Here is a 25,314-nt window from a genome sequence, read left to right as displayed (position 1 = left end):
GCTGGCGAGCATAATTTTTCCTTGCCCTCAAGCATGAATTCTTTCGTTCTGCTGGGCCTTGTCCCGTGCCCGCGGCGGCCCGCATCGTGGACGGGACCAGGCCGAAGGCGACCGGTGAGCACAAAGGAGCAGCACGGTGACGACGACAGCGCAGGGCCTCGGTGGCCCCGACGCGGCAGCTGTGGCCGAGGCCCTCGGCCAGGGGGACTGCGGCAAGGTCTCCGGCGACGCCGGTCACCGGGCTCAGTACGCGGCCGATGCCTCCAATTACCGCCATGTCCCGCTGGCCGTGGTCTTCCCCCGCGAGCGGCAGCACATCCTCAACGCCCTCGCCGTATGCCGTCGCCTGGGGGTGCCGATCACCGCACGCGGAGCGGGCACCAGCACCTCCGGGCAGGCCCTCGGGGCGGGCGTGGTGCTCGACTTCTCCCGCTACTTCCACCGGCTGACCGCACTGGATCCGCACGCCCGGACCGCAACCGTGCAGCCCGGCATCGTGCTGGACGAACTCCAGAAGGCCGCCGCCGCGCACGGCCTGCTCTTCGGCGCCGACCCCTCCACGCACAGCCGCTGCACCCTGGGCGGCATGATCGGCAACAATGCGTGCGGCTCGCACTCGCTCGCCTGGGGCCGCACCGCGGACAACATCGTGGAACTCGAAGTGGCCACCTACCGCGGTACGGTGGTCCGGCTCGGCGAGATGACCCAGGAGGAGATCGACGAGGCCATCGCGGCGGGAGACGACCGCGGTGAGCTGATCGCCTCCCTGCACCGTCTCGCCCAGCGCAATCTGGCGGCGCTGCGCACCAAGCTGGGGCAGTTCCCACGGCAGGTGTCGGGCTATGCGCTGGAACATCTGCTGCCCGAGCGGCGCTTCCACCTCGCCAAAGCCCTCGTCGGCAGCGAGGGCACGCTGGCCGTCATCCTCTCGGCGACCGTCCGCCTCGTGGCGCCGCCGCCCGCGCGGGCCCTGGTCGTCCTCGGCTTCTCGGACGCCTGTGCCGCGGCCGACGCGGTCCCCGCACTGCTCAAGCACGAGCCGCTGGCGCTGGAGGGACTCGACCACGCGCTGACCGACATCGTCACCCGGCCCGCCACCCGGGCTGCCGTCGACAGCCTGCCGACCGCACAGGCCTGGCTGTTCGCCGAACTCGGCGGCCCGGCGGACGCACTGCCCCAGCAGGCCGAGGCGCTGGTGGAGACCGCGCACCGGGCCCCGGGCTGTACCGGCAGCGAGATCATCACCGATCCCGTACGGGCTCGTGGCCTGTGGCGGATCCGCGAGGACGGAGCGGGCCTGGCCACCAGGACGCCCGACGGTTCCGAAGCCTGGCCCGGATGGGAGGACGCGGCCGTCCCGCCCGACCAACTCGGCTCCTATCTGCGCGAGTTCACCGATCTGCTGCACCGTTATGAGCTCCAGGGCGCCGTCTACGGGCACTTCGGCGAAGGCTGTCTGCACGTCCGCATCGACTTCGACTTCACCACCGAGCAGGGCACCGCCGTCTTCCGCGCCTTCCTCGCCGATGCCGCCCGGCTGGTCGCCGCCCACGGCGGTTCGCTGTCCGGCGAGCACGGCGACGGCCAGGCCCGCTCCGCGCTGCTGCCCCTGATGTACGGACCCGAGATCATCGCCCTCTTCGAGGAGTTCAAGACCATCTGGGACCCCGACAACGGCCTCAATCCCGGGATGATCGTGCAGCCGCTGCCCGTCGACGGCGACCTGCGCGTCAGCCCGCACCGCACTCCCCTGCCCCTGACCACAGTCTTCCCCTTCCACGCCGACGACGGTGACTTCGCCAAGGCCACCCGCCGTTGCGTCGGCGTCGGCAAGTGCCGCTCCGCGGACCACCGCGGCGATGTGATGTGCCCCAGCTACCGGGTCACCCGGGACGAGAAGGACTCCACCCGCGGCCGGGCCCGTCTCCTGTACGAGATGACCCAGGGAGAGGTGATCACCGACGGCTGGCGTTCCACCGAGGTCCGCGAGGCCCTCGATCTGTGCCTGTCGTGCAAGGGATGCAGCGCCGACTGTCCCGCCGGAGTGGACATGGCCACCTATAAGGCAGAGTTCCTCCACCACCACTACAAGGGACGCCTGCGGCCCGCCTCGCACTACACCATGGGCTGGCTGCCGCTGCTGTCCCGGCCGGCCGCCCGGGTTCCCGGCCTGGTCAACGCGCTCACCTCCTCCCGTCTGGCCCCGGCTCTCAAACGGCTGGGCGGCATCGCCGCGCAGCGCGACCTCCCCCGCTTCGCCGATCAGACCTTCCTGACCTGGTTCCGCCGCCGCACACCCGAGGGCGACGGCCGGCGCGGCCCGGTCCTGCTCTGGGTCGATTCCTTCAACAACCACTTCAGCCCCGACGTCCTCAAAGCCGGCGTGGCCGTCCTGGAGCACGCCGGGTACCGGGTGCAGGTCCCCGACGGCACCCAGTGCTGCGGGCTCACCTGGATCACCACCGGGCAGCTCGGCATCGCCCGCCGTGTCGCCCGGCGGACCACCGCAGCCCTTGCCCCCGCCGTCAGCGCCGGCATACCCGTCGTCGGACTGGAGCCGAGCTGTACCGCGGCCCTCAAGAGCGAACTCCCCGAGCTTCTCGACGGCAACGAGGACGCCCGCGCTCTCTCCCGGGCCACCCGCACCCTCGCCGAACTCCTCGTCCACCACACGCCCGGCTGGCAGCCCCCGCGGATCGAGGCCCGCTCGATCAGCCAGACCCACTGCCACCAGCACGCCACGTCCGGCTTCGGCGCCGACAGCACGCTGCTGGCCCGCATGGGCATCGACAACACCACGCTCGATTCCGGCTGTTGCGGGCTCGCCGGCAACTTCGGTTTTGAACGCGACCACTACGACGTGTCGGTGGCCGCGGGCGAACAGGTACTTCTCCCGGCAGTGCGCTCGGCCACGGACGAGACCCGGATCCTGGCCGACGGCTTCAGCTGCCGCACCCAGATCGCACAGCAGACCCCGCGCAGCGGCACCCATATCGCCGAGCTGATCGCCCAGGCACTGCCGCCCACCGACACCTCCGCCTGATCCGCGCTCCCCGTCCTTTCTTCCTTCCTACCGACAAGGAACACACCCGTGACTGATGCACTCTCTCTCGTCGACGAGTGGGGCCCCGAGAAGATCGTCGTCGTCTCGCACCGGCGCACCGGCATGAAGGGCGTCCTGGTGATCGACAACACCGCCCGCGGCATCGGCAAGGGCGGCACCCGCATGAGCCCCGGCGTGACCGTCGACGAGGTGTCCCGGCTGGCCCGTGTCATGACGTGGAAGTGGGCCGCCGTCGACCTCTTCTACGGCGGCGCCAAGGCCGGCATCGTCGCCGATCCCGCGTCCCGCGACAAGGAAGCGGTGCTGCGCGCCTTCGCCCGCGCACTGTCCAACGAGGTGCCCCGCGAGTATGTGATGGGACTCGACATGGGCCTGACCGAAAGCGACGCCGCCATCATCCAGGACGAACTGGGCGACCGCGGCGCCGCCGTCGGCACCCCCGAACACCTCGGCGGCGTGGCCTACGACAAGCTCGGAATCACCGGCTACGGCGTCGCCGAGGCGGCCGACGCCGCGGCACAGCATCTGGGGCTGCCACTGAGCGGCTCACGGGTCGCCCTGCAGGGCTTCGGCGCGGTCGGCAGCGCGGCCGCCCGGCGCTTCGCCGAACTCGGTGCCACGGTCGTGGCGGTGTCCACCGCCCACGGGGCGCTGCACGACCCCAGCGGCCTCGACGTCGATGCGCTGCTGGCGGCGCGCGACGAACACGGCGACCACTTCGTCACCCGCCACTCCGCCGCCACCGCGCTGGCTCCGGGCGCCGAACTCGCCGTGGACTGCGACATCTTGGTGCCCGCCGCCCTGCAGGACGTCCTCACCCGCACCTCCGCGCACGAAGTGAAGGCGAAGATCCTTGTGGAGGGAGCCAATCTGCCCACCTCCGCGGAGGCCCAGGGCATCCTCGCCGCGCGTGGTGTCACCGTGCTCCCCGACTTCGTGGCCAACGCCGGAGGCGTGGTCGCAGCAGCCTTCGCCATGGACGCCCGCTACTCCGGATTCCGGCCCGACACGGCCGGCATCGTCGAGACGGTCTCGACGAGGCTGCGAGCCAACGCCGTGAGCGTCCTGGACGAAGCCCGGCGTCAGGACGTCACGCCGCATGCCGCCGGCCGCCGGCTGGCCGAGGAACGCGTCCGCACCGCCATGCACAGCAAGGGGCGCATCCCGCGCGACTGACACCCGGCCGGCGGAACGGGCGCGCGCACCGCTACCGGCACGACTCCTCGCGCTTGACCACGGTGAGCGTGACCCGCCGGCCCTGGAGGGGCGTACCCGCCTCCGGGTTCTGCGCACACACCTTCCAGGCCGCGGGCCACAGCACATGGCGGCCCGCGCCGCGCCCGTCCTTCAGCTGGACGGAGGTGTCGTAGCGGAGGGCAGCGTAGGCGGGGACCAGCCCCTGGCCCGCCACGCGCGGCATCTTCTCGGGCCCGTCGGCATGCGCCGGAACGGCGGGAACCAGGCAGCACAGGGCAAGGACCGAGGCAGTGACGATTCTCTTCATCACCGGAGAACGATCACCAAGGGCAACGGTCACCGCAGGACTTCACTCTTCCGGACCCAGGATCATCAAATTCTCAGGATGCGGGAAGGGGACGAAGCCGGCCTTGGCGTACACCTCGTGAGCATCGAAGGTGGACAGCAGTACCCGCTTCAGCTCGTAGGGGGCGAGGTGGTCGCGGATCGCAGTGGCCAGCCAGGTGCCGAGCCCGTTGCCGCGGTGCGCGGGAGCGACGTAGACATCGCAGAGCCATGCGAACGTCGACAGGTCCGTGACGACTCGCGCATAGGCAGCCTGCGCCCCGTCGGCGTCGTAGAGGCCGAAGTTGAGAGAAGCGCGCACCGACCGCTCAACGGTTTCGCGGCTGCGTCCCAGCGCCCAGAACGCATCGGTCGAGAGCCAGTGGTGTATCAGGTCGATGTCGAGACGGTCCGGATCGATGGCCATCTCGTACCCGTCACCCCTGCGCGCGATCATGATCGTGGAGGGTAATACCTGCCTCTGCCGTGATGACCGGGCAGCCTATGCCAGGGACCGACAGAGCAGGGCATCGGGGCTGCCCTGGTGTCCGGGGCGGCTGGTGTAGGCGATACCTGCCGCGTAGGCGTCGGACGGGCACTGCCCTTTGTAGTGGCCGTGGGCGAAGTCGCCGCCGGGGTCGCCGGGCGGGCGGTGGTCGCCGCGGTCGAACCAGAGGGTCTCCGCTGTCCTGCCGAGCGAGGCGCGGGCGGGCATGCACAAGGCGGCGGAGACTTTCGCGCCGCGCAGGCTGTAGCCGGTGAGGAAGTGCCGTTCGGGGCACTGGAGTTTGCTGTAGCCGGGGGCCCAGTCTCCCCCCGCGGGGACGTACCGCTCATCACGTACGACCTCGGGGGCGCTGCCGGGTGTGCGCAGATCGCCCGCGGTGGGGGCATCGGTGCACAGCCCGCGGCCCCGGGTGTGGCTGAGGCCGATCAGCCGTTCGCCGTCGGGGCAGGCCGCCTTGCGGGCTCCGCTGTCCCAGTCGCCCAGGGCGCGTGTGCTCAGGGACTGGATGAAGTCGCGGTGGTCGAGGGTCAGCATGTGCCAAGCGGGGGTCGGTGACACCGGTCCCGTCCGTTGCGGTGCCGTCATCAGCCGGTGCCACGCGGCCGCCCGCCAGTCGCCGCCGTCCAGGACCCCGGTGCGGCCCCCGGCGTTGTCGTACCGCAGCAGGGCCCAGCTGTCCCCGGCCGGGCGGCCCTGGCGGTCGGTGCTCCAGCCGACGAGCGGCCAGTAGGCGAAATCCGTGTCGGTGGCGGCAAGGTAGTCCGTCAGACCGGCGAACCAGGTGCGGGCCGCCGGGCCGGACTCGTCGGAGCCGATACCGAATTCGCTGATCCACAGGGGCGCGGTGAAATGCTGCCCGCTCTCGGCGGAGACGAAGAACGCCTGGTCGTGCAGCACGGCGCGCAGCTGATCGCCGGTCAGGTCCTGATAGCGGGGGTCGCTGGTCTCCCCCACGCCGGTGGCGCCGCTGTGGTGCGGGCCGGTGTAGCCGTAGAAGTGGGCCGAGTAGACGAGCTTCCCGGAGCGGACGAGGGTGTGCGAGAGCGTACGGACCGGGGCGAGGGTGGGGCGGCCGTGCGGCAGCCCGTCCACCGGCAGACCGGTCCAGTTGATGCCCTCGATGATGAGGAGAAGACGGGGGTTGGCCTCGGTCAGGATCCGGTCCGCCGCTTCCTGGGCGGCGGCCTGCCAGTCGTGGTTGTCGCCCAGGCCCCAGTTGGGGTCGTCCCAGATGTCGCGGCGCACCTCGTTGTAGAGGTCCGCTCCCACGACACGGCCGTTGTCCTGGTAGCGGCGGGCCATGAAGACCCAGTCGTCGGCCCATTCCCGCGTGGTCCGGCGGCTGTTCCATCGTTCGTTGCCGTCGAGGCCGCAGCACCAACGGGTGCTGTTCGTATGGTTGTTGAGGATGACGGCGAAGCCCTCTGCGGTCAGGGCCGCGATCACCGCGTCAAAGATCTGGAGCGGGGTCCTGCCGCGCAGGTGCGGGTTGGCGGCGACCGCGGCATCGGGCACCGGGGCCACGGAGTGGATCATCTCGTTGGAGAACGGCAGCCGAATGCTGTTGAGGCCCAGTGCATGGAAGTCGCGCAGCAGGGAGGCCACCCCCACGCGGTCGAGGCCGAGCGGGATGCCGTGGGAGTTCTGGCCGCTGTGGTGACCGGCGTCGTCGTCGATGTCCCCCGCACCGTTCCAGGAGCCCTGCGCGCCGTCCCAGTTCCCCGACTTCAACCGGAACCGCTTGCCGTCGGCGTCGACGATGTAGCGGCCTCTGGTGGACAGCGGAGCCGTCCACGCCACGGCGGTTTTTCGTGCGGACGACGATCCGGCGGCGGATGCGTCCGGCATGACCTGCGCCGTGGCCGTGCCGGGGGCGCCGAGGCCCGCCATGACAAGGGCGAGGCACAGCGTCACGGCACCGCACGCCGAACGCAAGAAGGGCTTCACGTCATCTGCCTGTTTCGTCGGTGGTGTCCGTCGGTTCGTCCGGCGAGCAGCCCCGCGGCGGCGGCACCGCCGACGGGGCATCGACAAGCTACCGACGAGTGGTTGACGGGGCCATATCCATGCGGCCGCTTTCGGCCCCGGTCACGGCACCCGGCACCCGGCACCCGGCACGGACGATGCGGGCAGGTGCCGGCCGGGCCCCGAGGGAAGCGCCGGCCACGCACCCGACATCCGCCCGCCAGGACGGCGCCGCCATAGGGCTGGGCGGCGTACAGCCCGGCCTGGCGCACCACGGCCGCCACGGAACCGCCACGGTGAGCACGTAGGGTGACCGCTCCATCACGGAATCGGGTGCCGTGCAGGCATCCGCAGGCACTCGCTCCCACCGGAGAAAGGGACATGCATGCGCGCTCGCCCTCTCGCCACGGCTGCCGTTCTGGCGCTCACCACCGCTCTTCTCACAGCCGCCGCTGCCCCGGCGAGCCCTTCTGCCGCCACCGGCGCGTCCGACCGCCGGGCCGCCACCACCCGCCTCGCCGGCAACACCGAGGTCCCGGTCCGGGGCGGCTGGGCCCGCTTCGACGCACCGCCGGCCCTCCTTGCCGCACTCAGGGCCCGCGGCGTGGCGGTCGCCGAGATCGACACTCATGGCCAGATCAGCCCCCACTACTCCACCGGCGGCATGAGCCTCGGCATCAGGGGCGGTGCGGTCACCAACAGCGGCGGCAAGGTCGGCGGCGAGCTCCGGTTCACCCGGGCCGGTATCGCGTTGATCAACATCAAGACCAAGAAGGTCGCCAGGGTCACCGGCTTCGTCGGCAACCTCAGCCAAGGCACCCTCAGTGCCGTCCTGGACCGGGGCGCGCGCATCACCCTCGGCACCTTCACCCGGCCGCGCATCAACGCATCCATCGACACCGACGCCGCCGCGCTGCGGATGAACACCGGCATCACGGTCACCGCGGCAGCCGCCGCCCGGCTCGACGCGGCCCTCGGCACCACATGTTTCCGGGGCGGCGGACCGCTGCTGCACGTCCGTATCGATGCTTCCCTCGACCCGTCCGTCGACCTCCCCACCGCCCTCAACCTGGGTCACGGTGCTCGCCGGGCCGGACAAGAAGACCAGGAGGCCCCTGGCTCATGGGGGTGAGCGGAGCCGCCCGGCCCGGCCGCCCGGCCCGGCCGCAGTGCCCGCCGGTCCCGCGGAAGTGACCGTCAGGAGCTGCCGGCGGCGCTCTCTGCGCAGGTCGGCGGCCCCCGTCACCTCGTCACTGCTGTTGCGGGGTCCAGGGCAGCGGCAGGCCGTCACTGTGGCGTCGGGGGACCAGGTGGACATGGGCGTGGAAGACCGTCTGTGTCGCCGCCGGGCCGACCGCCGTGATGAGGTTCAGGTCGCCCGCCAGCTCCGCGCCGAGCTCCGCCGCGCGCTGCATCACCGCGGCGGTCACGGCGGGGTCGGTCGTCACGTCCCGTACGTGGCGGCGCGGGACGACCAGGAGGTGGCCGGGTGTGACCGGGCGGCGGGGCACGATCGCCAGGGCATCCGGCCAGTCACGGACGAGCTGGGCGGGCGCGGCGCCGGCGGCAATGCGGCAGAACACGCATGACTCCAGTTGTCTGGCGGGTTCGCGGTGGATCAGCGGGCGGGTGATGTCGCGGTGCTCGACGTCGGCGGCGGTGCCGTGGGCGGCGAGCCAGTCCGCGACGGCCCGCGCGACGGCGGGAGCGCGGTGGCGGCCGTACCAGCAGGCGACATACAGGTGAACGGCCTCCTCAGCGGCGGCCCGTTGCAGGGCGAGCACCTGACGGCCGGTGCGCTCGACGGCCCTCCGCGCCTCCGGATCGGACAGGACATAGTCACGTACGTCGGGGTCCAGGCCCGTCAGCGGGACCAGCGGCGCGGTGACAGCGGTGTCGGCCGGGTCCCACTTCCAGTCACGGACGTCCAGCACGAGTGCGCCGGTGTCATGCCGGGGCGGGGCACCCCAGCGGGCGCCGTAGGACGTGATCCGGACCGGTGCGACGGTGGTGGGCATGACCTCTCCTGTCATGGGGAGACGGGGACCGCATGGACGGGAGACCCGTTCCCGCGCGGTGCCGGCGCATGAGTGCCGTCAGCGGGCGTGGATTCCCCTCCGACAGATGTACATGACATGGCATCGGCCGGCCCATGAGATCGGCACACAGCCAGGTTCTCTCCACTGCCCCTGAAGTCGTGAACGACCTCTCAACGACCGCTCCCTCCGGAGGCAACGGCGGGGAGGCCGTCGCCCGGAGGCCGGGGCCCGGAGCCCGGAGGAGCGCGTTCCGGTGGGCGCGGCCGAGGGGCCGCCGCCCATACCGACGGGCAATAGGTGTGCCCAGTTCCGGGACCGTTCAGCTTCTGGTCACGCTCACCGCGGAAGCTTTGGAATGAGACATTCCGCTTGGTGACACATGACTGTGGTCAGGCAGACCGGCCACGGCTCGGAGGGCCTCATGGCCGGTATCGCAACCCACCTTCCCCCCAACCGTCGTCGCTTCCTCCTCACCTCCGGTGCCGCCGTCGCCGGAACCGGTGCCGCCCTGGCACTGCCGGGCCAGCGCAGCAGCAGCGGGGCTCCGGGCACCGCACACGCGCAGTCGCTCGGCCGTACGTCGCCGGCCCGCCCCGCCGGACGGCGAGCGGCACCGTTCGCGGCCACCACGCTGGACACGGCAGCCCGACTCGTCGGCAGCGGCGGCTACCGCCGCATCACCTCCGGTCCCGGATGGCCTCTGGTCGTCCGGGGCGAACTCGCCCCCGCCGCGGCCGGACGTCAGGACCGGCGGACCGCTCTGGCGTGCTTCGTCCAGTTCACCGACCTCCATGTGGCCGACGTCCAGAGTCCCTTGCGCACCGAGTACCTGCGCGCCGGATCGCCGGGGTCGTGGCGGGCGCAGGAGGCGCTGTCGGTGGCCGGTGCGGTGTCGCTGGTGGAACAGGCCAACGCGGTCGGCGGCGGACCCCACACCGGGCGGCCGCCGGCCTTCGTCATGTCCACGGGCGACAACATCGACAACCACTCCATGAGGGAGCTGGAGTGGTTCCTCACCCTCATGAGCGGCGGCCGCATCACACCCAACACCGGTGACCCGACGTCGTTCGAGGGCGTGCAGAACTCGGGCCTGGCGCTGTACTGGCACCCGGACGACAACCTGCGCGACCAGGACAAGAGACGCGGCCTGCCGGCGGTCCCCGGCTACCTCGAAGCCGCCATGCGCCCGGTCGTCAGCCCCGGTCTGCGCGTGCCCTGGTACTCGACGCCCGGCAACCACGACGACCTGCCGGGTGGCTGTCTGGCCCCGCAGGACCCCATGCTGGCGGACTACGTCACCGGGGCGCGCAAGCTGTTCGCCGTGCCGGACACCGACGTCGCCGCCTTCGCCAAGGTGCTGAAAACCGGCGGCGACCCCAAGAGCACCGTGCTCAAGGAGATCCTCCGCCACAACGCCGCCCGCGCACGCACCGTGACCGCCGACGAGCGCCGCCGGATGTTCACGCCTCATGAGTACCTGCGGGCACATCTGGACCCGGCCTTCGCCGGAGCGGGACCGGTCGGGCACGGCTACACCGAGGACCACCTCGACGACGACCGGATGTACTACTCCTTCGCCGTCGCCGAGGGTGTCATCGGCATCAGCATCGACACCACGTACCGCAGCGGCCATTACGAGGGATCCCTGGGCGCCGGGCAACTCCAATGGCTGGAACGGACGTTGGCCGCCCACAGCTCGCGCCATTACGACGCGGACGGCCGGCTGGTGCGCAACACCGGCGCCGACGACGCGCACATCCTGGTGTTCAGCCACCACCACAGCCCGAGCATGACCCGGCGCCCCGACGCGGCCCGTGCGGAGGAGAAGCGGCACGACGGCCAGGACGTCATCGCCCTGCTGAGCCGGTTCCCGAACGTGGTGGCCTGGATCAACGGCCACAGCCACGTGAACCGCATCACGCCGCATGCCCATCCGACGGCCGCGCGCTCCTTCTGGGAGGTCAACACCGCCTCGCACGTGGACTATCCCCAGCACGCACGGATCATCGAACTCGTGGACAACCACGACGGGACGCTGTCCCTGTTCACCACCCTCATCGAGTCCGCCGCCCCGCACCACACGGACTTCGACGACCTCTCGTCCGTCGGCCTCGCTTCGCTCTACCGTGAGCTGTCCTACAACGCTCCCGGCCTCGCCACCGGTCTGACCGACGGCGTCCACGAAGCAATGGCGGGCACCGCGGCGGACCGCAACACCGAACTCCTGGTTCGCCGGGCCTGACACGGGCCACCGGCCCTCTCCGCTATCCGCAGCTCCTCACCAGTCCCCGCCGGTCGTCCTCAGCCGCGTCCCGACGGCACCGGCGGCGGGCCGGCCGCGCAGCTCACGTCACGGTCCGGAGCCGCTCCGCCGAGAAGATAGGCGTCCACGATGCCGTCCACGCACGCATTGCCGTTCTGGTACTGGCCGTGGTCACCGCCGCCCGTCACCGTCACCAGCCGTGAACCGCGCAGCGCACGGTGCGCCGCGCGGGCGCCTTCGTAGTACGTGGCCGGGTCGTGCACCGAGTTGAGCATCAAGGTGGTGGGCAGGCCCCGTCCGGTGACGCGGATGCGGGGCGCGGCGGCCACCGGCCAGGCCGCACAGGTCGCCGCGTAGGCGAGTTCGCGCGCCCCGACGAGCGGGTGGGACGCGGTGTCCTTCGCACTGCGGTCGAGCCAGTAGCCGATGTCACGGCGCCACGGTGTGTCGTTGCAGGTCACCGAGAAGAACGCGGCGGCGAAACCCGGGGACAGATAGTGCTCGAAGAGCTTCGCGACCAGGGCGCGCTCGGCCGGTGTGGCGGACGGCCAGTGGTCGAGGGTGCTGAGCGCGGAGGCCAGTTGCGGGAACTGCCGGTGCGCGTTGTAGATGTTCTGGATCGTGGCGTTGTCGAGCTGGTTGGGGCCGATCGTCAGGGCACCGACGGTCAGCGGATGGTCGCGCAGGGCCCGGCGGCGCGCCTCCCACCTCGCCTTCGCCTCGGCCGCGGTGCGCCCGTAGTGGTATGTGGCGTCGTTCCGTGCGATCCAGGGCAGGAAGTCCTGCTCGAAGCGGCGCTGGAAGCTTCCCGGCTGGCCTCCTTCGGCCTCCTGCCATGTGCCGCTGAAGTCCAAGTTGCTGTCCAGTACGGCACGCTCGATGCGCCCCGGGAACTCCGTCGCGTAGTACGCACCGAGCCAGGTGGCGTACGAGGGCCCGTAATAGGAGATCTTGCGCGCGCCGAGCAGTGCGCGGAACAGGTCCATGTCGCGCACCGCCTGGTCGGTGGTCAGCCAGGGGACCAGATCGCCGCTGTGCCGCAGGCAGCCGGCGACGAGCCGCCGCGACCGGTCCAGGACACCGCGGAGGGCCGCAGGCGAGCGGTCGCGGAAGTCGTGGGCGTAGAAGTCCTGGAATTCGGCGTCGGTCTGGCACTGCGCGGGCGTACTGCTGCCGATGCCGCGCTGGTCAAAGCCGACCACGTCATACACGGCCCCCACCGCGGGCGACCGCTCGGCGAAGTCCGCGGGCCGAGTCAGCCCCGACGCCCCCGGCCCGCCCGCCGCCATCATCAGCACCCCACGTCGCCGGGCAGGGTCGGCGGCCCGGTGCCGGGACACCTCGACGGTGAGATCGGCCCCGGTGCCCGGATGGTGCCAGTCGCGCGGCACGGTCATACGGGCGCACTCCAGTGCCGGTTTCGCCGCGCAGGGCTGCCAGTTCAGGTGCTGATGGGCGTAGCGCGCCGGTACGGACGGCCCGGACGGGACCGCCGCCCGGGCCGGCGGCGCGGTGGGCAGCACCGCGGACATCAGCACGGCGGCCACGGTTCCCGACAGGGCGGCCACCGGCCACCGTGGTTTTCTGAACGCGGACATCGATCCTCCCATCGGCGCGCGAGGTGCGCTGCCATGACAGGGATCCTCGGCTCTCCGGAGCCCGAGTTCGATCACCCTGGTACCCGTTTCCGGGGTGGCACCAGGACCACCCTCGGGACGCGCCAGTCACTCACGACCGCCGCGCAACCTCTGGCCGTAACTCCTCCTCGTACAGCCCCCCTTACCCCCTCACACCCGTCCGGCCCCTCGCCGGCCCGGACAAGCACCCCCGTAATATCGGCACCTTCATCGACGCCTTCGCGGGAACTGTCCGCGTGTTCGGGGGCTGTGTGCAGGTCGGGAACCATGCCGTGTGGGACGGGAGCTTTCCGGTGAAGTACCTCTTGGTCCGCGAGGACGACGAGGGGGAGGAAGAGCTCTGGGGGCGGTGCGCGAACGTCGAGGGCCTGTTCGTGGATCCGGTGCCGCCGCCGCGGGAGGTTCTGACCTTCCGCGGCTGCCCGCCCCTCGCCCGCCGCCCGTCCGGTCTGGGAGTCCTGGTACCAGGGCGTTCCGACGGTCCCCAACCAGTGGGCTCCGTACTCTTCGCAGGGCAGGTCCGCGTGGCTCAGGCTCGCGCTGCAGGCCAGAAGGCCCCGCCGCCCCGACCTCTCGGGCGGCGTTCACCACCTCGACGGCCGGCTCGTCACGGACGTACCGGGGTTGCACTGTGCGATGGGCGAGGCGCTCGCCGGCCCCGGAGGGTACTTCGGCTGGGGGTGGGACGCGTTCAGGGACTGTCTGTGCGGCGGATTCGGCCTGACCGCGCCGTTCACCCTGGTCTGGCACGACGCCGACATTGCGCGCCAGGCGCCGGCAGCTGCCGTCTTCGCCTCCGACGGCCTGCTCTCCTACGTCGAGGAGATCGTGCAGATCCTCGAAGACGCCGGGGTCACCGTGGTCCTTGCCTGAGAACGGACGGACGGACGGATGGACGGACGGACGGACGGGAGCGGCAGCTGAGACTCCCTCAAGGGTGGCCCTGCGACCGCCCCTCAGTACAGGGGCACGGTTCGCGCGGACGGGCTCGGGCGGGGCGGCTTTCACCCCGCCCGGTCCGCATGCCCCGGACCGGTGTGCTGAGGCGTCCGGGGGACCCCGGCCGACGTGGTGCGCCCCTGCGGTAGTGGTGAGCAGTACCTTCAGGAGTCCTATAGCGGTAGATATACGACAGATCAACACCATTGGTGGAGTCTGCATGTCACCCTCCGTCCCACACAGGACAGCCCGAAGGCGCCTCGCCGGCACCGTGGGCGTCCTGCTGGCCGTCGGCGTCGTCATCACCGGCCTCGTCCAGGCCGCGCCGTCCTCCGCACCCCCCACCCTCGATCCCCGGATCACTTCGATCCTGCGGAAACCGGAGTACCGGCACGCCCAGTGGGGGCTGCTGCAGCAGAACCCGGAGACCCGCAAGGTGACACAGTCCCGCTCCGCCGACCAGTTCTTCATCCCCGGGTCAACGGCCAAACTCTTCAGCGTCAGCGCCACCTGGCACACCCTCGGCGGCGGCCACCGCTTCGTCACCCCCGTGCACGCCGTCGGGCAGCGTCGGGGTGCGACGCTCAGGGGGGACCTGGACCTGGTGGCGCAGGGCGACCTGACCCTCGGCGGCAGAACGCGCAAGGACGGTACCGTCGACTTCACCGCCATCGACCACACCTACGCCAACGACGTCCCGGGAGCCACCCTCACCCCGCAGGACCCGCTGGCCGGTCTCCACCACCTCGCCCAGCACGTGCGCAAGTCGGGGATCCGCCGGGTCGACGGCGACGTGGTCGTCGACGCACGACTGTTCCGACCGGACCCCGCCCTCGCCCCGGCCCCCACCCCGCTGATCATCAATGACAACCTCATCGATCTGCTGACCTCCCCCGGCGCCCGGGTGGGCGCCCCCGCCGGCCTCCAATGGCGCCCGAAGGTCGCGCCCTACCACGTCACCTCCGCCGTCCGCACCGTCGCGGCGGGCAAACCGGCCGACATCACCGTGAGCAGCTCCGCCGACGGCACCCGCATCCGCCTGACCGGCACCATCGCCGCCGGCTCCGCTCCCGTCCTCCGGGTGTCCGCCGTCAAGGACCCCAACGCCTTCGGCCGGACCGCCATGATCGAGGCCCTGAAACGAGCCGGGGTCGAGGTCCGCGCGAAGGCGATCGGCCCCAACCCGTCCGGCCAGTTGCCGAAGTCCTACCAGGGCGCGCCCGCGGTGGCCCGGTACACCTCGCCCTCGTACGCCCAGTACGCCAAGCTCATCCTCAAAGTGAGCCACAACCTCGGGGCGAATCTGGGGATCTGCCTGATGTCCACCACCACGGGAAGCACCAACTGTGAGGACGGCTTTCCCGTACTGGCCAGGTTCCTGGAGCATGCGCAGGTGGACCGCAAGGCCGTACAGCTCGCCGACGGCCGGGGCGGCAACCCCGCCGACCGGACCACACCGCGGGCTCTGGCCCAGATCCTGACGTACTGGCAGCACACTCCCGACGCGCTGCGCTTCCGCACGTCGCTGCCGATTCTGGGGGTCGACGGGACACTGGCCGATTCCTGCCACAGCTGCCCGTCACGCGGCAAGGTCTTCGCCAAGACCGGTACCGCGGCGGGCGGTGACACCCTCAACGACCGGCTGGCCGTGGGCGCCGAGACCGCGGCCGGCTACCTGGAGACCCGTCCGGGCCGGTTCGATGTGTTCTTCGCCGGAGTGAACGGAGCCTCGACACCCAACGCCGATATCAACGGCGTCCTGGCCATCGGCAACGACGTGGCCGATGTCGCCGCCCACCTCCAGCAACAGGCCTCCGCCCGGCACTGAACAGCGGGGCGGCGCGCACCGGGCGGGGCGGCGCAGGGCCGCTCGCGCCCCGCCCCTGGGAGGAAGGGGACACCGCCGCATGCCCGCCCGCTGGAGACGCACGGGGACACGGACCACCGGACCCTCACCTCGCCGTCGATAACCTCAGACCCGGCAGCGAATGCCCGAAGGAATGCAGCGGCTCCGGTGGTCGGCGCGCACGGCCGGCGCCGTGGTCGGCTCGGCAGTGGGTGACGCCCTGGGAGCTCCCTTCGAGTTCGGCGCCGCGGGTGTTTTCTCCGCGCGCTTCCCGGATTCCGGCGCCGCGGACGAGATGTGCGGAGGCGGCGGCTGGGACCCCGGCGAGGCCACGGACGATACGCAGATGGCCGTCCTGGTGGCCGAATCGCTACTGGAGCGCGGCGAACCGGACCTGCCGGACATCTTCGCCCGTTTTCAGCGGTGGGCCGCGTCCGGGCCCAAGGATGCCGGCCTGCAGACCGAAGACGTCCTGACCAACGGCATGCCCTGGGACAGGGCCGCCGCGGTCCACTTCCAGGTCAACCGACGCGCCGCGGACAACGGTTCCTTGATGCGGGCCACCACCTCCGCGGTCCCCTTCGCATACGCCGGACAGCCGCTCGCGGTCCCTCACGTTCCGTCCCGTCCGTCGTCGCCGTGCTCCCTCACCCGCGCCCACCCCGCGAACCATAAATTGGCATCCTGGATACCACTTCAGTAGAGTGCCGATGTGCGACTCACCAAGAGCACCGACATCGCCCTGCGGATCACCATGCGCCTCGCGGTCCTCGGCGCCACGGACGATGCGCCCACCACCCGCGAGGTGGCGAGCTCCGTCGAAGTGCCGTACACCCACGCGGCCAAAGTCGTGAGCAAGCTTCAGCATCTCGGTGCCGTGGAGGCGCGGCGCGGGCGGGGCGGAGGCCTGACACTGACGGCGGCGGGGCGTACGGGTTCGCTCGGACGGTTGGTGCGGGAGCTGGAGGGGGTCGATGACGTCGTGGGGTGCGAGGAAGACCCACCGTGCCCGCTGCGCGGGGGCTGCCGACTGCGTGGCGCGCTACGCGCGGCCCAGGAAGCGTTCTACGCCTCGCTCGACCCGCTCTCCGTCGCCGACCTGGTCGAATCCCCGACCGGTCCGCTCCTCCTCAGCCTGACCCCCCGGCCCACGGACTGACCGCACCGGCGCGGACCGAACACACCCGACGCCCCGGGTCCGCCGCACGGGCCCCCGGCACCCTCTCCGCACACGCGCACGCCCCACGCCACCCCACCCGCGCGGACCGAACACACCCGACGCCCCGGGTCCGCCGCACGGGCCCCCGGCACCCTCTCCGCACACGCGCACGCCCCACGCCACCCCACCCGCGCCCAAAAATGCGAATCCTAGATACGACTTTCCATGCCCTCTCCTCCCTCTCCTCCCTCTCCTCCCTCCTCCCCCTCCCCCACCCCAAGAGTCCAAGAGTCTGGAGTTGCCGATGCTGTCGCCGAAGTCCGCCGAGACCGTACGTGCCACGCTCCCCGCCGTGAGCGGATCCCTCAGTGAGATCACGACGCTCTTCTACGAGAAGCTCTTCGTCGCCCACCCCGAGCTGCTGCGCCACCTCTTCAACCGCGGCAACCAGGCCAACGGCAGCCAACGACAGGCTCTCGCCGGGGCCGTCGCCGCCTTCGCCGGCCATCTCACCGAGCACCCGGACAGCCGGCCGGACACCATGCTCACGCGCATCGCGCACAAGCATGCCTCTCTCGGGGTGCGTGCGGACCAGTATCCGATCGTGCGGGAGCACCTCTTCGCGGCCATCGCGGAGGTGCTCGGCGAAGCGGTGACCGATGAGGTGGTCCGGGCCTGGGACGAGGTGTACTGGCTGATGGCCCACGCCCTGATCGCCGTCGAGAAGCGTCTCTCGGCCGAGGCGGGCGTCGCGGAGGACGGATTGTGGCGTCCGTACCGAGTGGCCGCCCGTGTGGAGGAAACCGACGAGGTCGCAACCTTCCTCCTGCGTCCGGCCGATGGCGCGCCCGTCCCCCCGGCCCGTCCCGGCCAATATGTCTCCGTACAGGTGCAACTCCCCGACGGTGCACGGCAGATACGTCAGTACAGCCTGTCCGGGCAGTCGGACGGCGGCCTGCAGATCTCCGTGAAGCGGGTGGCGGCGGGCGGCCGGCCCGGGGCACCCTCCGACGACCCCGCGGGCGAGGTCTCCGGCTACCTGCATGCGCACGTCCATGGCGGCGAGACCCTGCACGTGAGCCCGCCGTTCGGTGACGTGGTGCTCGACGACGGCGACGGTCCCTTGCTCTTGGCCTCGGCGGGCATCGGTTGCACACCGATGGTCGGCATGCTCGCGCACCTCGCCGCCGCCGGCTCCCGACGCCGCATCATCGCCGCCCACGCCGACCGGTCGCCCGCCACCCACCCGTTCCGTACGGATCTCCGCCGGCTCACCGACAAACTCACCGACGCGACAACGGAACTCTGGTACGAGGAGGGAGTCCGGTACGAGGACGGGTTCCGGTACGAGGACGGCGGCCGGCACCAGGAGGCGGTCCGGCACGGGGAGGAGCGCGCGGAGGCGGAGACGGGCGGCGCGGCGGATCCGGTGACCGTGCGCACCGGGCGGATGGATCTGACGCAGATCGTCGTTCCGGCCGGCACCACCGCGTATCTCTGCGGACCCGTGCCGTTCATGAAGGCGGCCCGCGCCCAACTTCTGGCGTCCGGCGTACCCGCCTCGCACCTCCACTACGAGGTCTTCGGGCCGGATCTCGGGCTCTAGGGGGACACGCCCCTGGGGGACGTCTTGTCGATCACGTGGTGAGCCAGATGAGGGTGCTGGCCAGGGTGCGCGGAACGTTGATGCCGTCCAGGACGGTCTCATCCGAGTGGGTTCAGGCGGGCCGCAGGGACGATGCGCTCCCGGGCCCGCTACGTGTCTGCGAAGTGCCGTACGAAGTGTCGCTGCCTCGGGGTTTCCACGGCGCGAGGGTGGTAGTGCCGGCGAACGAACGCCACGGCTCGGTCTGCCGGCACTCCGTCGAGAACAGCCATACACGCCAGGGCTGTTCCTGTCCGCCCGCGGCCACCGCCGCAGGCGATCTCGACGCGTTCGTTCCGGCCTGGAGAAGGCCCCGGCCGGCCTCGACCTCCTCGACGACGCCCTCGCCCTGGACCTGCGCAAACGCCCAGGCCAGCGTCGCCGCCGTCGCCCGTCGCGCGGACGTCTCACGCACCTTCCTCTACGACGGTCCCGAGGCCAGAGCCGTCATCGCCTCCGCGACGGCCGAGGCCGGAGACCGCCGAACCCAGTTGCTCGCCGACCAGGACGAGGAACGCGAAGCGACTTGTCGCGAACGCGCCCTGAACGCCGAGGACGCCCTCAAAGCCGCCCACGGCGAGATCCTCGCCCAGCGGACCCGCATCCGTGAACTACTCGGCCAGATACGAGACTTGGAAGCCGAATGGACCGAGGAAGCCAGCCAACGGATCACCACCGGGAACACCAGCCTCGAACAGCGCGTCCGCCATCTCACCACCGACAACCCACCCTCGACGAGCGACTCGAGGCCGCCTCCATGAGACGTCCCAGGCGAGTTACAGCAACTGTCCTTTGACAGTGAACCCAGTCGCTCCGTCATCCAACCCCGTCGACGCCGACAACGCCGCCGGCGTCGCCCCGGCACACCGGCTTGAGCGGGGTTGTCGATGCTGCTTCTCGGCATTTGATGGGCCGATGCGGACTTCCAAGGAGGCAGGCAGCGCCACCTCCCAAGTTCCCGCAAGGACCTGAGCAAGAGGCCACTTGGACAGGGAAATTGCAACTTCGACATGGCTCGCGGAGGCAGCTACCTTCATCTGGTCTTCGGTGGTCGCCCACGGTCGCACAGGGGTTCCTTCAGGCTGGACCAGCCGCGACGGGATGAGTCGATCACGCCCCACGAACCCTCGCCCCCATGCGTAAGCCACCGAACCGGTTCCGCGCCAGGCAGCCCCAACCAGGGAGAGACGCATGCCCCAGCTTGCTCTGTACACATTCGGCGTCCTGAAGTCACCTCTCGCCGATCCCGCACCTCTCACGCGCGAGTTCTACGACATTGGTGAGGCCGTCTACCGGAAGATCAGTCAGCACCCCGGATACCTCGCGCATGCTGAAGCGGCAGACAGCGACCGGGGCGCGCACTTCGAGGCGGACTGGGGTACATGGGGAGAGTTCGCCGTACCGACTTGGTACGGCAAGGGCCATACGCTGGAAACCACCGCCCTGGCCGCGACCCTCTCACTCTGGACCGACCTGCGCCCCGCCTTCGACGCCATCTACACCGGTCTGCACCGTGAGGCGCTGAACAGGCGTTACGACTGGTTCGAGAGGACAGGGCACCCAAATTACGTGTTCTGGTGGGTCTCCGACGGCGTGATACCCACCTGGCAGGACGGGGTTTCCAGGCTGGAGCACCTCCACGACCACGGCTCCGCGCCGCACGCCTTCACCTTCCACCACTCGTTCGCCCCGGACGGAAATCCGACCAGGATCAAAGGCATCGGGCCGAAGAGCGACCAGGTTCGCTGACAAGGAAGCCTGAACGACTGGATTCGCTGTCAAACGCCTCGATTGAATGACGGCGAACAGCAACGGCGCGGCTTTGTTCACGAGAACCCGGTTCTCGTGAACAAAACCAAACGGCTCCGACTCCCCGTCACGGACATGTAGCCTATGAGTCGTCGCAGTTCAGAGCCGGTTCACGAGCTCCTGCGGTCGGTAAAGTCGACGGACCACTCATCCCCTTCGGGGCGGCGAACCACCAAAGTGCGCCTGGGTCGACGACGAGATCACGGACACCGATCGGGCGTGGGTGGCGGCGTACCACGGTGAGCGGGCCCTGCTCCACCGCGACGCTCCCGGCCGTGGCCTCAGGGACGCGGACTTCGCCCTTCTCGATGACTGGTTGTGCCGATGGGCAACGGGCTGACCAGGAACTGCGGGCGGCGCCGCGGCGGATCGTTCCCCGGCGCCTCGCTTGTCCGCGAGGCCGGACAGCGTCGGCGAAGGGCATTGTCTGCGGCGGACACGGACAGCATGATGCGGATCATGACCACGAACCTTCCTCCGGCCTCGCCCACCGCCGTCCGGCTCACGCGCTACACCCGGACGGAACTGAGCGAGATCGTCGGGGACGACGACGACCCCTTCGGAGTCTCCGACGCCGGTCTGACCTGGCTGCCCAAGCAGAAGCACTTCGGCATCAGACTCGACGGCCGCCTCGTGGCGCACACGGGCCTCTTGCCGGTTCCGCTTTCGGTCGGCTCGGTCGAAACACAGGCCGTCGGCTTCGGCGGGGTGGTCGTCGCACCTGACCTGCGGGGACACGGGCTGGCACGGCTCGTTGTCACCTACGCCCTGGAACATGCCCGCACGATGGGGCCGCAGTTCGGAATCCTGTTCTGCCGGCCGCATCTTGTCCCGCTGTACCAGCGGCTCGGCTGGCGGACGCTGGAGGGGGACGTACACGTCGAGCAGGCCGACGGGCCCGTGGTCATGCCGCTGCGGACCATGTGGACGCCGCTGCGCGAGGGGGCACAGTGGCCCGTGGGGCCGGTACGTCTGCTGTCCTTCCCCATGTGATCGGCCGCCCCCAGGCCTCGTCGACGGTCCGTCCGTGCCGCTTTGCGACCGCCGATGCGTGACGTCGGCGGCCGCCTCACCTCCCCCTCGGGCCAGGGCTCACCGTCCCTGGCCCGGGAGGGGAACGGCCTGGCCCGAGACTCGCACCCGCGGGTCATCGGGGTGGAGGTCGACATAGAGGTCGCTGGGCCGGCCCATGTCCTCGCCCTGCCGGATGTGCACCCGCAGGGGCTCCGTGACCAGGCCCAGGGCACGGAGGTAGCCGCCGAAGGCCGCGGCGGCGGCGCCGGTTGCCGGGTCTTCCACGACGCCGCCGACCGGGAAGGGGTCCCGGGCGTGGAAGTCGAGGCGGCCCGGCGCCGCGCGATGGACGAGGTGCACGGTGGTCCAGCCGTGATGGCGCATGATGTCGTGCAGCGCGTCGAAGTCGTAGTCGAGGGCGGCCAGTTGAGCCCGGCTCCGGACCCCCAGGACGAGATGGTCGTTGCCCGCGAAGGCGATATGCGGCGGAAGACTGTCGTCCAGGTCGGCACTGGTCCAGCGCAGGGCCCGTAGCACCGGTTCGACCTGGGTGGTGTTCTCGGCCGGGTGGGAATGCGCCGGGACGCTGGTGAGCGTGGCGCGGACCTGCCCGTCGACGAGGCTGGTCCCCACCCGGATCTCGCCCACGGGCGTGTCGAACAGCAGCTCACCGGTTCCGGTGCGTACGGCGAGCGCAACGGCCGTGGCGATCGTGGCATGTCCGCAGAAGGCGACTTCGGCGCGCGGGCTGAAGTAGCGCAGCCGGTAGCGGCGGGCGGCGGCGTCATGTGCCGTGATGAACGCGGTCTCCGAGTACCCGACCTCCGCGGCGACGGCGAGCATCCGCGCGTCGTCGAGGTCTTCGGCGTCGAGCACCACACCGGCCGGGTTTCCGCCCGCCGGGTCGGTGGTGAAGGCGGAGTAGCGCAGCACCTCGACGGTGCCGGGGCTCTGGAGGGTCGCCGGGCGCTCGATGGCGTCCGGGCTCTCAGGGGTCTCCTGACTCTCGACAGTGTCCTGGCTCTCGACGGTGTCCGGACTCTCGACGGTGTCCTGGAGCGGGCTGGGGCCGGTGGGGGGCGTCTGTGTGGTCATGGCTTCACGATGGCAGCGTGATCCGATCGCGTCCAACGATGGTTCTCGCTCACCTCCATCGGATATCGCGATAGCGTTTGCCGGTGGACACCAGACTTCTGCGTACGTTCGTGACGCTCGCCGGAGCGGGAAGCTTCACTGCCGCGGCCCGCGCGCTCCATCTCGCCCAATCCACGGTCACCGTGCACATCCGCACCCTGGAAAAGGAGTTGGGCACCCCGCTGTTCGACAGAATGCCCTCGGGGACGGTACCGACCCGGGCCGGTCAGCGCCTGCTGGAAGAGGCCGAGGAGGTGCTCGACGCGGTGGCCCGGCTCCGCGCGACAGCTTCGGCCGGACAGCCCGGCGCGGACGGCGGGACGGTCGAGGGGCAGGTCGCCGTCGGCGCGGGCGATTCGCTGTGCTCCTCACGGCTGCCGGCGGTGATCGCCTCCTTGCGGCACGCCCACCCTCGACTGGATGTCCATCTGCACGCCGTCGGCACGGACACGGCGGTCGACGGACTGCGTACCGGGCGGCTCGACATCGCACTGCTGCTGGAGCCGGAGGTCGGCGACAGCGATCTGCTGGCCCGCAGGATCGCGGACGAGCCGCTGACCTACGTGGCGGCACCCGGTCATGCGCTCGCCGGGCGGGCGGCCGACTGGGACGCGTTGGCCCGCGAGACCTTCTTCGTCCATGAGGAGGGGTGCTCCTACAGTGACCGGCTCGTACGCACCTTGCGGAGCCTGCCGGGTGCCGCACCCCGGATCACCCGGTTCGGCAGCATCGATGCCGCCCGGTCGTGCGTCGCGGCCGGTCTCGGCCTGACGCTGCTCCCACAGGTGACGGTCGAACGCCACCTCCACGAAGGCCGGTTGACGGTAGTGGACGGCCCCGAGGCCCAGCCCGTTCCCGTTCAGCTCGTCCGGCACCGGAGACGGTGGTTCGCGCCGGGCGCGCAGATCGTGGCCGAGGAGCTGGCACGCGCCTTCGCGGCGGCGTGAGGGTGTGCGGACTGAAGAGCGTACGGGTGTGACCCCACGTCGGCTCGGGAGCCCCACAGGAGTTCGGTGTGGTCCTTCGTCCGCGTGGCCGCCCGGCGCGTCGTTTGGACAGCCCGCAGGCCTCCGACACCGTGAGGACGTGCGCCTTCTACTGCTTCGCCTCGCCGCAGCGGCGGCCGTCCTCCTGACCACCAGCGGCTGCGTGTCCCTTCCGGCCGGCGGATCCTTGCACGAGCCCGGTCCCGCACCGGGCGGACGCACCGTCGCCCCGGCCCGGCCCTCGCCGCTCCTGCTGCCCACACAGGGGTCGTCACGTGAGCGGCTGGTGGATGTGGCGTCCACGGGGCGAAAGCCGAAACGGCCCCCGAAGCCGCACAAGGGAGATGCCACCCCGCGGCACGCACCACCGGCGCCCCGACGGCAACGGCATGTGGTCCAGGCGCCACCACGCCTCTCGCACGCCGGGCCGCCGAGGCCACGTCCGGTACCGGCAGGCACCACACCGCGCCGGGGACACCACGCGCCCGCACCCGCGCCCGCACGTGAACGCCCGCGGCAGTCGCGGCCACGGCCGACGATCGATCCCGGCGTGGTGTGCCGGATGGCATCCGGCCGCGTCCGTCCGGACCTTTTGCAGCTGTGCCACCGGACGTACGGGCGCTGAGGGGTGTCCGAGGGTGTCCGTAGGCGGACACCCGTCGTGACCGCAGTTGCCGCCTGATTGGCGTCAGCCCGCTGCCGGCAGGTCAGGGCGGAGCTTGGCCCTCAGCTGCTCGAACGCGGTAGGCGCGGGTCGTCGCGGCAGGAAATCCTTGATCTGCCGCGCACAATCCTCCGCGCCGGTCGTGGCGGTGTCGCACTCGATGTCGTACAGGCCGTGGGCGTGGACCTGATCCCACTGGCGGGCCGCCAGCCCCACCGGACGGTCGCCTCGCCGGGTCTCGCGCCGTTCCAGTTCCTGGAGCGGACAGCGCACGCCGACCAGGACGACATTCCGGGGAGGGAAGAGCTCGAGGCAGTCCAGCAGACGCCACGGCTCGCTCAGCACATGGTCCACCACCACGTTGTTGCCGCCTGCCGTCATTCCGGCGACCGCGCGATGGAAGCCCCTCCATGTACGACGAAGAATGGCGGGCAGCTCTTCCGGTGACACCTCGTGGCGGGATCGCATGGCGTGGAAGGCATCAACGGGCATGTGGAAGTACGTCTCGTCCAGGGTGAGCAGGAGTTCCCGGGCGATGCTCGACTTTCCGGAGCTGGAGGTGCCGTTCAGGAAGATGATGCGCCCGATGTGCCCGCCGTGAGGGGCGTCCGCGCCGTCGGCGTGGGACGTCGGCGACTCGTTCAGGTGGCTGCTCTCCTGGGGCATCCCGGATCCTTTTCGCTGATGTGCCGGGCGGTCAGGAGAAGATCGCGTGGACCTGATCAACCGCTTCGGGGCCGTAGCCGACCACGCCCACGGGGACCGCGCCCTCGATCGCCTCGATGATCCGCCCGGCCCATACCGGCCCGAAACCGCCGCACAGTTCGATGAGTTGCACGCCCTCGTCGACGAGGCGGCGGGCGGCCTCGATGCCCTCCTCCGGCTTTTCGACCCCCACCAGCACGGTGCGGCACCGGCCGGTGTCGACCACGTTGATGCTGTTGCTCGCGTCGCTGCCTGCCGCGGTGTAAATGAAGCCCCAGTGGGTGAGCGCCATGAGCTCAGCCTCCTCGTTCAGCCGTCGATGTCCTCGCCACCCAACCAGACGGGAGTGAGCTCGCCCTCCGAGTGGCCGGAAAACGCTGCATCGTGACCCGCGCCGCCGGGCGGTCGACGCGCGC

Annotated in this window: 19 protein-coding genes and 2 pseudogenes; 12 read left to right on the top strand and 9 right to left on the bottom strand. The window is 70.8% G+C overall.

What is annotated here, in order from left to right:
* Positions 1-136 precede the first annotated feature (136 nt).
* Together K7C20_RS35345 and K7C20_RS35340 are read left to right on the top strand one after the other, a co-directional pair.
* Positions 137-3,043, top strand: a complete 2,907-nt coding sequence (locus K7C20_RS35345) for an FAD-binding and (Fe-S)-binding domain-containing protein (RefSeq protein ID WP_030079093.1) — start codon at positions 137-139, stop codon at positions 3,041-3,043.
* 48 nt (positions 3,044-3,091) lie between these two features.
* Positions 3,092-4,240, top strand: a complete 1,149-nt coding sequence (locus K7C20_RS35340; RefSeq protein ID WP_030079095.1) for a Glu/Leu/Phe/Val family dehydrogenase — start codon at positions 3,092-3,094, stop codon at positions 4,238-4,240.
* A 31-nt stretch (positions 4,241-4,271) separates the two neighbouring features.
* Here K7C20_RS35340 and K7C20_RS35335 read toward each other — a convergent pair whose 3' ends face one another.
* From K7C20_RS35335 to K7C20_RS35325, 3 genes are read right to left on the bottom strand one after another with little or no spacing between them, the layout of a single operon-like run.
* Positions 4,272-4,568 carry a PASTA domain-containing protein gene (locus K7C20_RS35335; RefSeq protein WP_245171419.1) on the bottom strand — a complete coding sequence of 99 codons (297 nt, stop codon included), beginning with the start codon at positions 4,566-4,568 and terminating at the stop codon, positions 4,272-4,274.
* Between the two features lie 42 nt (positions 4,569-4,610).
* Positions 4,611-5,042, bottom strand: a complete 432-nt coding sequence (locus K7C20_RS35330) for a GNAT family N-acetyltransferase (RefSeq protein ID WP_030079100.1) — start codon at positions 5,040-5,042, stop codon at positions 4,611-4,613.
* Between the two features lie 45 nt (positions 5,043-5,087).
* On the bottom strand, positions 5,088-6,983 hold the full coding sequence (locus tag K7C20_RS35325) for a glycoside hydrolase family 5 protein (RefSeq protein WP_048829151.1): 1,896 nt from the start codon (positions 6,981-6,983) through the stop codon (positions 5,088-5,090).
* A 460-nt stretch (positions 6,984-7,443) separates the two neighbouring features.
* Here K7C20_RS35325 and K7C20_RS35320 point away from each other — a divergent pair, with 460 nt between their 5' ends.
* Complete coding sequence (locus tag K7C20_RS35320) at positions 7,444-8,190, top strand: hypothetical protein (protein WP_048829138.1); 747 nt, start codon at positions 7,444-7,446, stop codon at positions 8,188-8,190.
* A gap of 118 nt (positions 8,191-8,308) precedes the next feature.
* Here the strand turns inward: K7C20_RS35320 and K7C20_RS35315 are convergent, their stop codons facing one another.
* Complete coding sequence (locus K7C20_RS35315; protein WP_160328738.1) at positions 8,309-9,076, bottom strand: HIT domain-containing protein; 768 nt, start codon at positions 9,074-9,076, stop codon at positions 8,309-8,311.
* Positions 9,077-9,518: 442 nt separating this feature from the next.
* Here K7C20_RS35315 and K7C20_RS35310 point away from each other — a divergent pair, with 442 nt between their 5' ends.
* Positions 9,519-11,339 carry a TIGR03767 family metallophosphoesterase gene (locus tag K7C20_RS35310; protein WP_078953335.1) on the top strand — a complete coding sequence of 607 codons (1,821 nt, stop codon included), beginning with the start codon at positions 9,519-9,521 and terminating at the stop codon, positions 11,337-11,339.
* A 59-nt stretch (positions 11,340-11,398) separates the two neighbouring features.
* Here K7C20_RS35310 and K7C20_RS35305 read toward each other — a convergent pair whose 3' ends face one another.
* Positions 11,399-12,958 (bottom strand): alpha/beta hydrolase, encoded by a 1,560-nt coding sequence (locus K7C20_RS35305; RefSeq protein ID WP_167352522.1) that lies wholly within the window; start codon positions 12,956-12,958, stop codon positions 11,399-11,401.
* Positions 12,959-13,633: 675 nt separating this feature from the next.
* Between K7C20_RS35305 and K7C20_RS38690 the strand changes: the two genes are divergently transcribed.
* The 5 genes and pseudogenes from K7C20_RS38690 (at position 13,634) to K7C20_RS35280 (ending at position 18,547) form a co-directional block, all read left to right on the top strand.
* Positions 13,634-13,870 (top strand): barstar family protein, encoded by a 237-nt coding sequence (locus tag K7C20_RS38690; RefSeq protein WP_052414284.1) that lies wholly within the window; start codon positions 13,634-13,636, stop codon positions 13,868-13,870.
* Between the two features lie 286 nt (positions 13,871-14,156).
* Positions 14,157-15,764: a D-alanyl-D-alanine carboxypeptidase/D-alanyl-D-alanine endopeptidase gene (dacB, locus tag K7C20_RS35295; RefSeq protein WP_030079110.1), complete on the top strand. Its 1,608-nt coding sequence runs from the start codon at positions 14,157-14,159 to the stop codon at positions 15,762-15,764.
* A 172-nt stretch (positions 15,765-15,936) separates the two neighbouring features.
* Positions 15,937-16,380, top strand: a pseudogene (locus K7C20_RS35290) (ADP-ribosylglycohydrolase family protein); the annotation flags it as partial.
* A gap of 114 nt (positions 16,381-16,494) precedes the next feature.
* Positions 16,495-16,941, top strand: a complete 447-nt coding sequence (locus tag K7C20_RS35285; protein WP_030079112.1) for an RrF2 family transcriptional regulator — start codon at positions 16,495-16,497, stop codon at positions 16,939-16,941.
* A 304-nt stretch (positions 16,942-17,245) separates the two neighbouring features.
* Positions 17,246-18,547, top strand: a complete 1,302-nt coding sequence (locus K7C20_RS35280; protein WP_030079114.1) for a globin domain-containing protein — start codon at positions 17,246-17,248, stop codon at positions 18,545-18,547.
* 149 nt (positions 18,548-18,696) lie between these two features.
* Here K7C20_RS35280 and K7C20_RS38685 read toward each other — a convergent pair.
* A pseudogene (locus tag K7C20_RS38685) lies at positions 18,697-18,879 on the bottom strand (protein phosphatase); the annotation flags it as partial.
* A gap of 898 nt (positions 18,880-19,777) precedes the next feature.
* On the opposite strand from K7C20_RS38685, the gene K7C20_RS35270 reads away from it, so the two are divergent.
* Both K7C20_RS35270 and K7C20_RS35265 read left to right on the top strand, forming a co-directional pair.
* On the top strand, positions 19,778-20,335 hold the full coding sequence (locus K7C20_RS35270) for a DUF3291 domain-containing protein (protein WP_030079116.1): 558 nt from the start codon (positions 19,778-19,780) through the stop codon (positions 20,333-20,335).
* Positions 20,336-20,854: 519 nt separating this feature from the next.
* Positions 20,855-21,388 carry a GNAT family N-acetyltransferase gene (locus K7C20_RS35265; protein ID WP_030079117.1) on the top strand — a complete coding sequence of 178 codons (534 nt, stop codon included), beginning with the start codon at positions 20,855-20,857 and terminating at the stop codon, positions 21,386-21,388.
* Positions 21,389-21,487: 99 nt separating this feature from the next.
* Here K7C20_RS35265 and K7C20_RS35260 read toward each other — a convergent pair whose 3' ends face one another.
* Complete coding sequence (locus K7C20_RS35260) at positions 21,488-22,504, bottom strand: PhzF family phenazine biosynthesis protein (protein WP_078952877.1); 1,017 nt, start codon at positions 22,502-22,504, stop codon at positions 21,488-21,490.
* An 83-nt stretch (positions 22,505-22,587) separates the two neighbouring features.
* On the opposite strand from K7C20_RS35260, the gene K7C20_RS35255 reads away from it, so the two are divergent.
* Positions 22,588-23,490: a LysR family transcriptional regulator gene (locus K7C20_RS35255; protein WP_030079121.1), complete on the top strand. Its 903-nt coding sequence runs from the start codon at positions 22,588-22,590 to the stop codon at positions 23,488-23,490.
* A 727-nt stretch (positions 23,491-24,217) separates the two neighbouring features.
* On the opposite strand, the gene K7C20_RS35250 is transcribed toward K7C20_RS35255, so the two are convergent.
* Positions 24,218-24,859: a chloramphenicol phosphotransferase CPT family protein gene (locus K7C20_RS35250; RefSeq protein WP_107083331.1), complete on the bottom strand. Its 642-nt coding sequence runs from the start codon at positions 24,857-24,859 to the stop codon at positions 24,218-24,220.
* Between the two features lie 31 nt (positions 24,860-24,890).
* Complete coding sequence (locus K7C20_RS35245) at positions 24,891-25,190, bottom strand: DUF6506 family protein (protein WP_030079125.1); 300 nt, start codon at positions 25,188-25,190, stop codon at positions 24,891-24,893.
* Positions 25,191-25,314 lie beyond the last annotated feature (124 nt).

It is taken from the genome of Streptomyces decoyicus (assembly GCF_019880305.1).
In the GTDB taxonomy this organism is placed as follows: Bacteria; Actinomycetota; Actinomycetes; order Streptomycetales; family Streptomycetaceae; genus Streptomyces; species Streptomyces decoyicus.
This window is presented reverse-complemented; position numbering and strand designations above follow the sequence as displayed.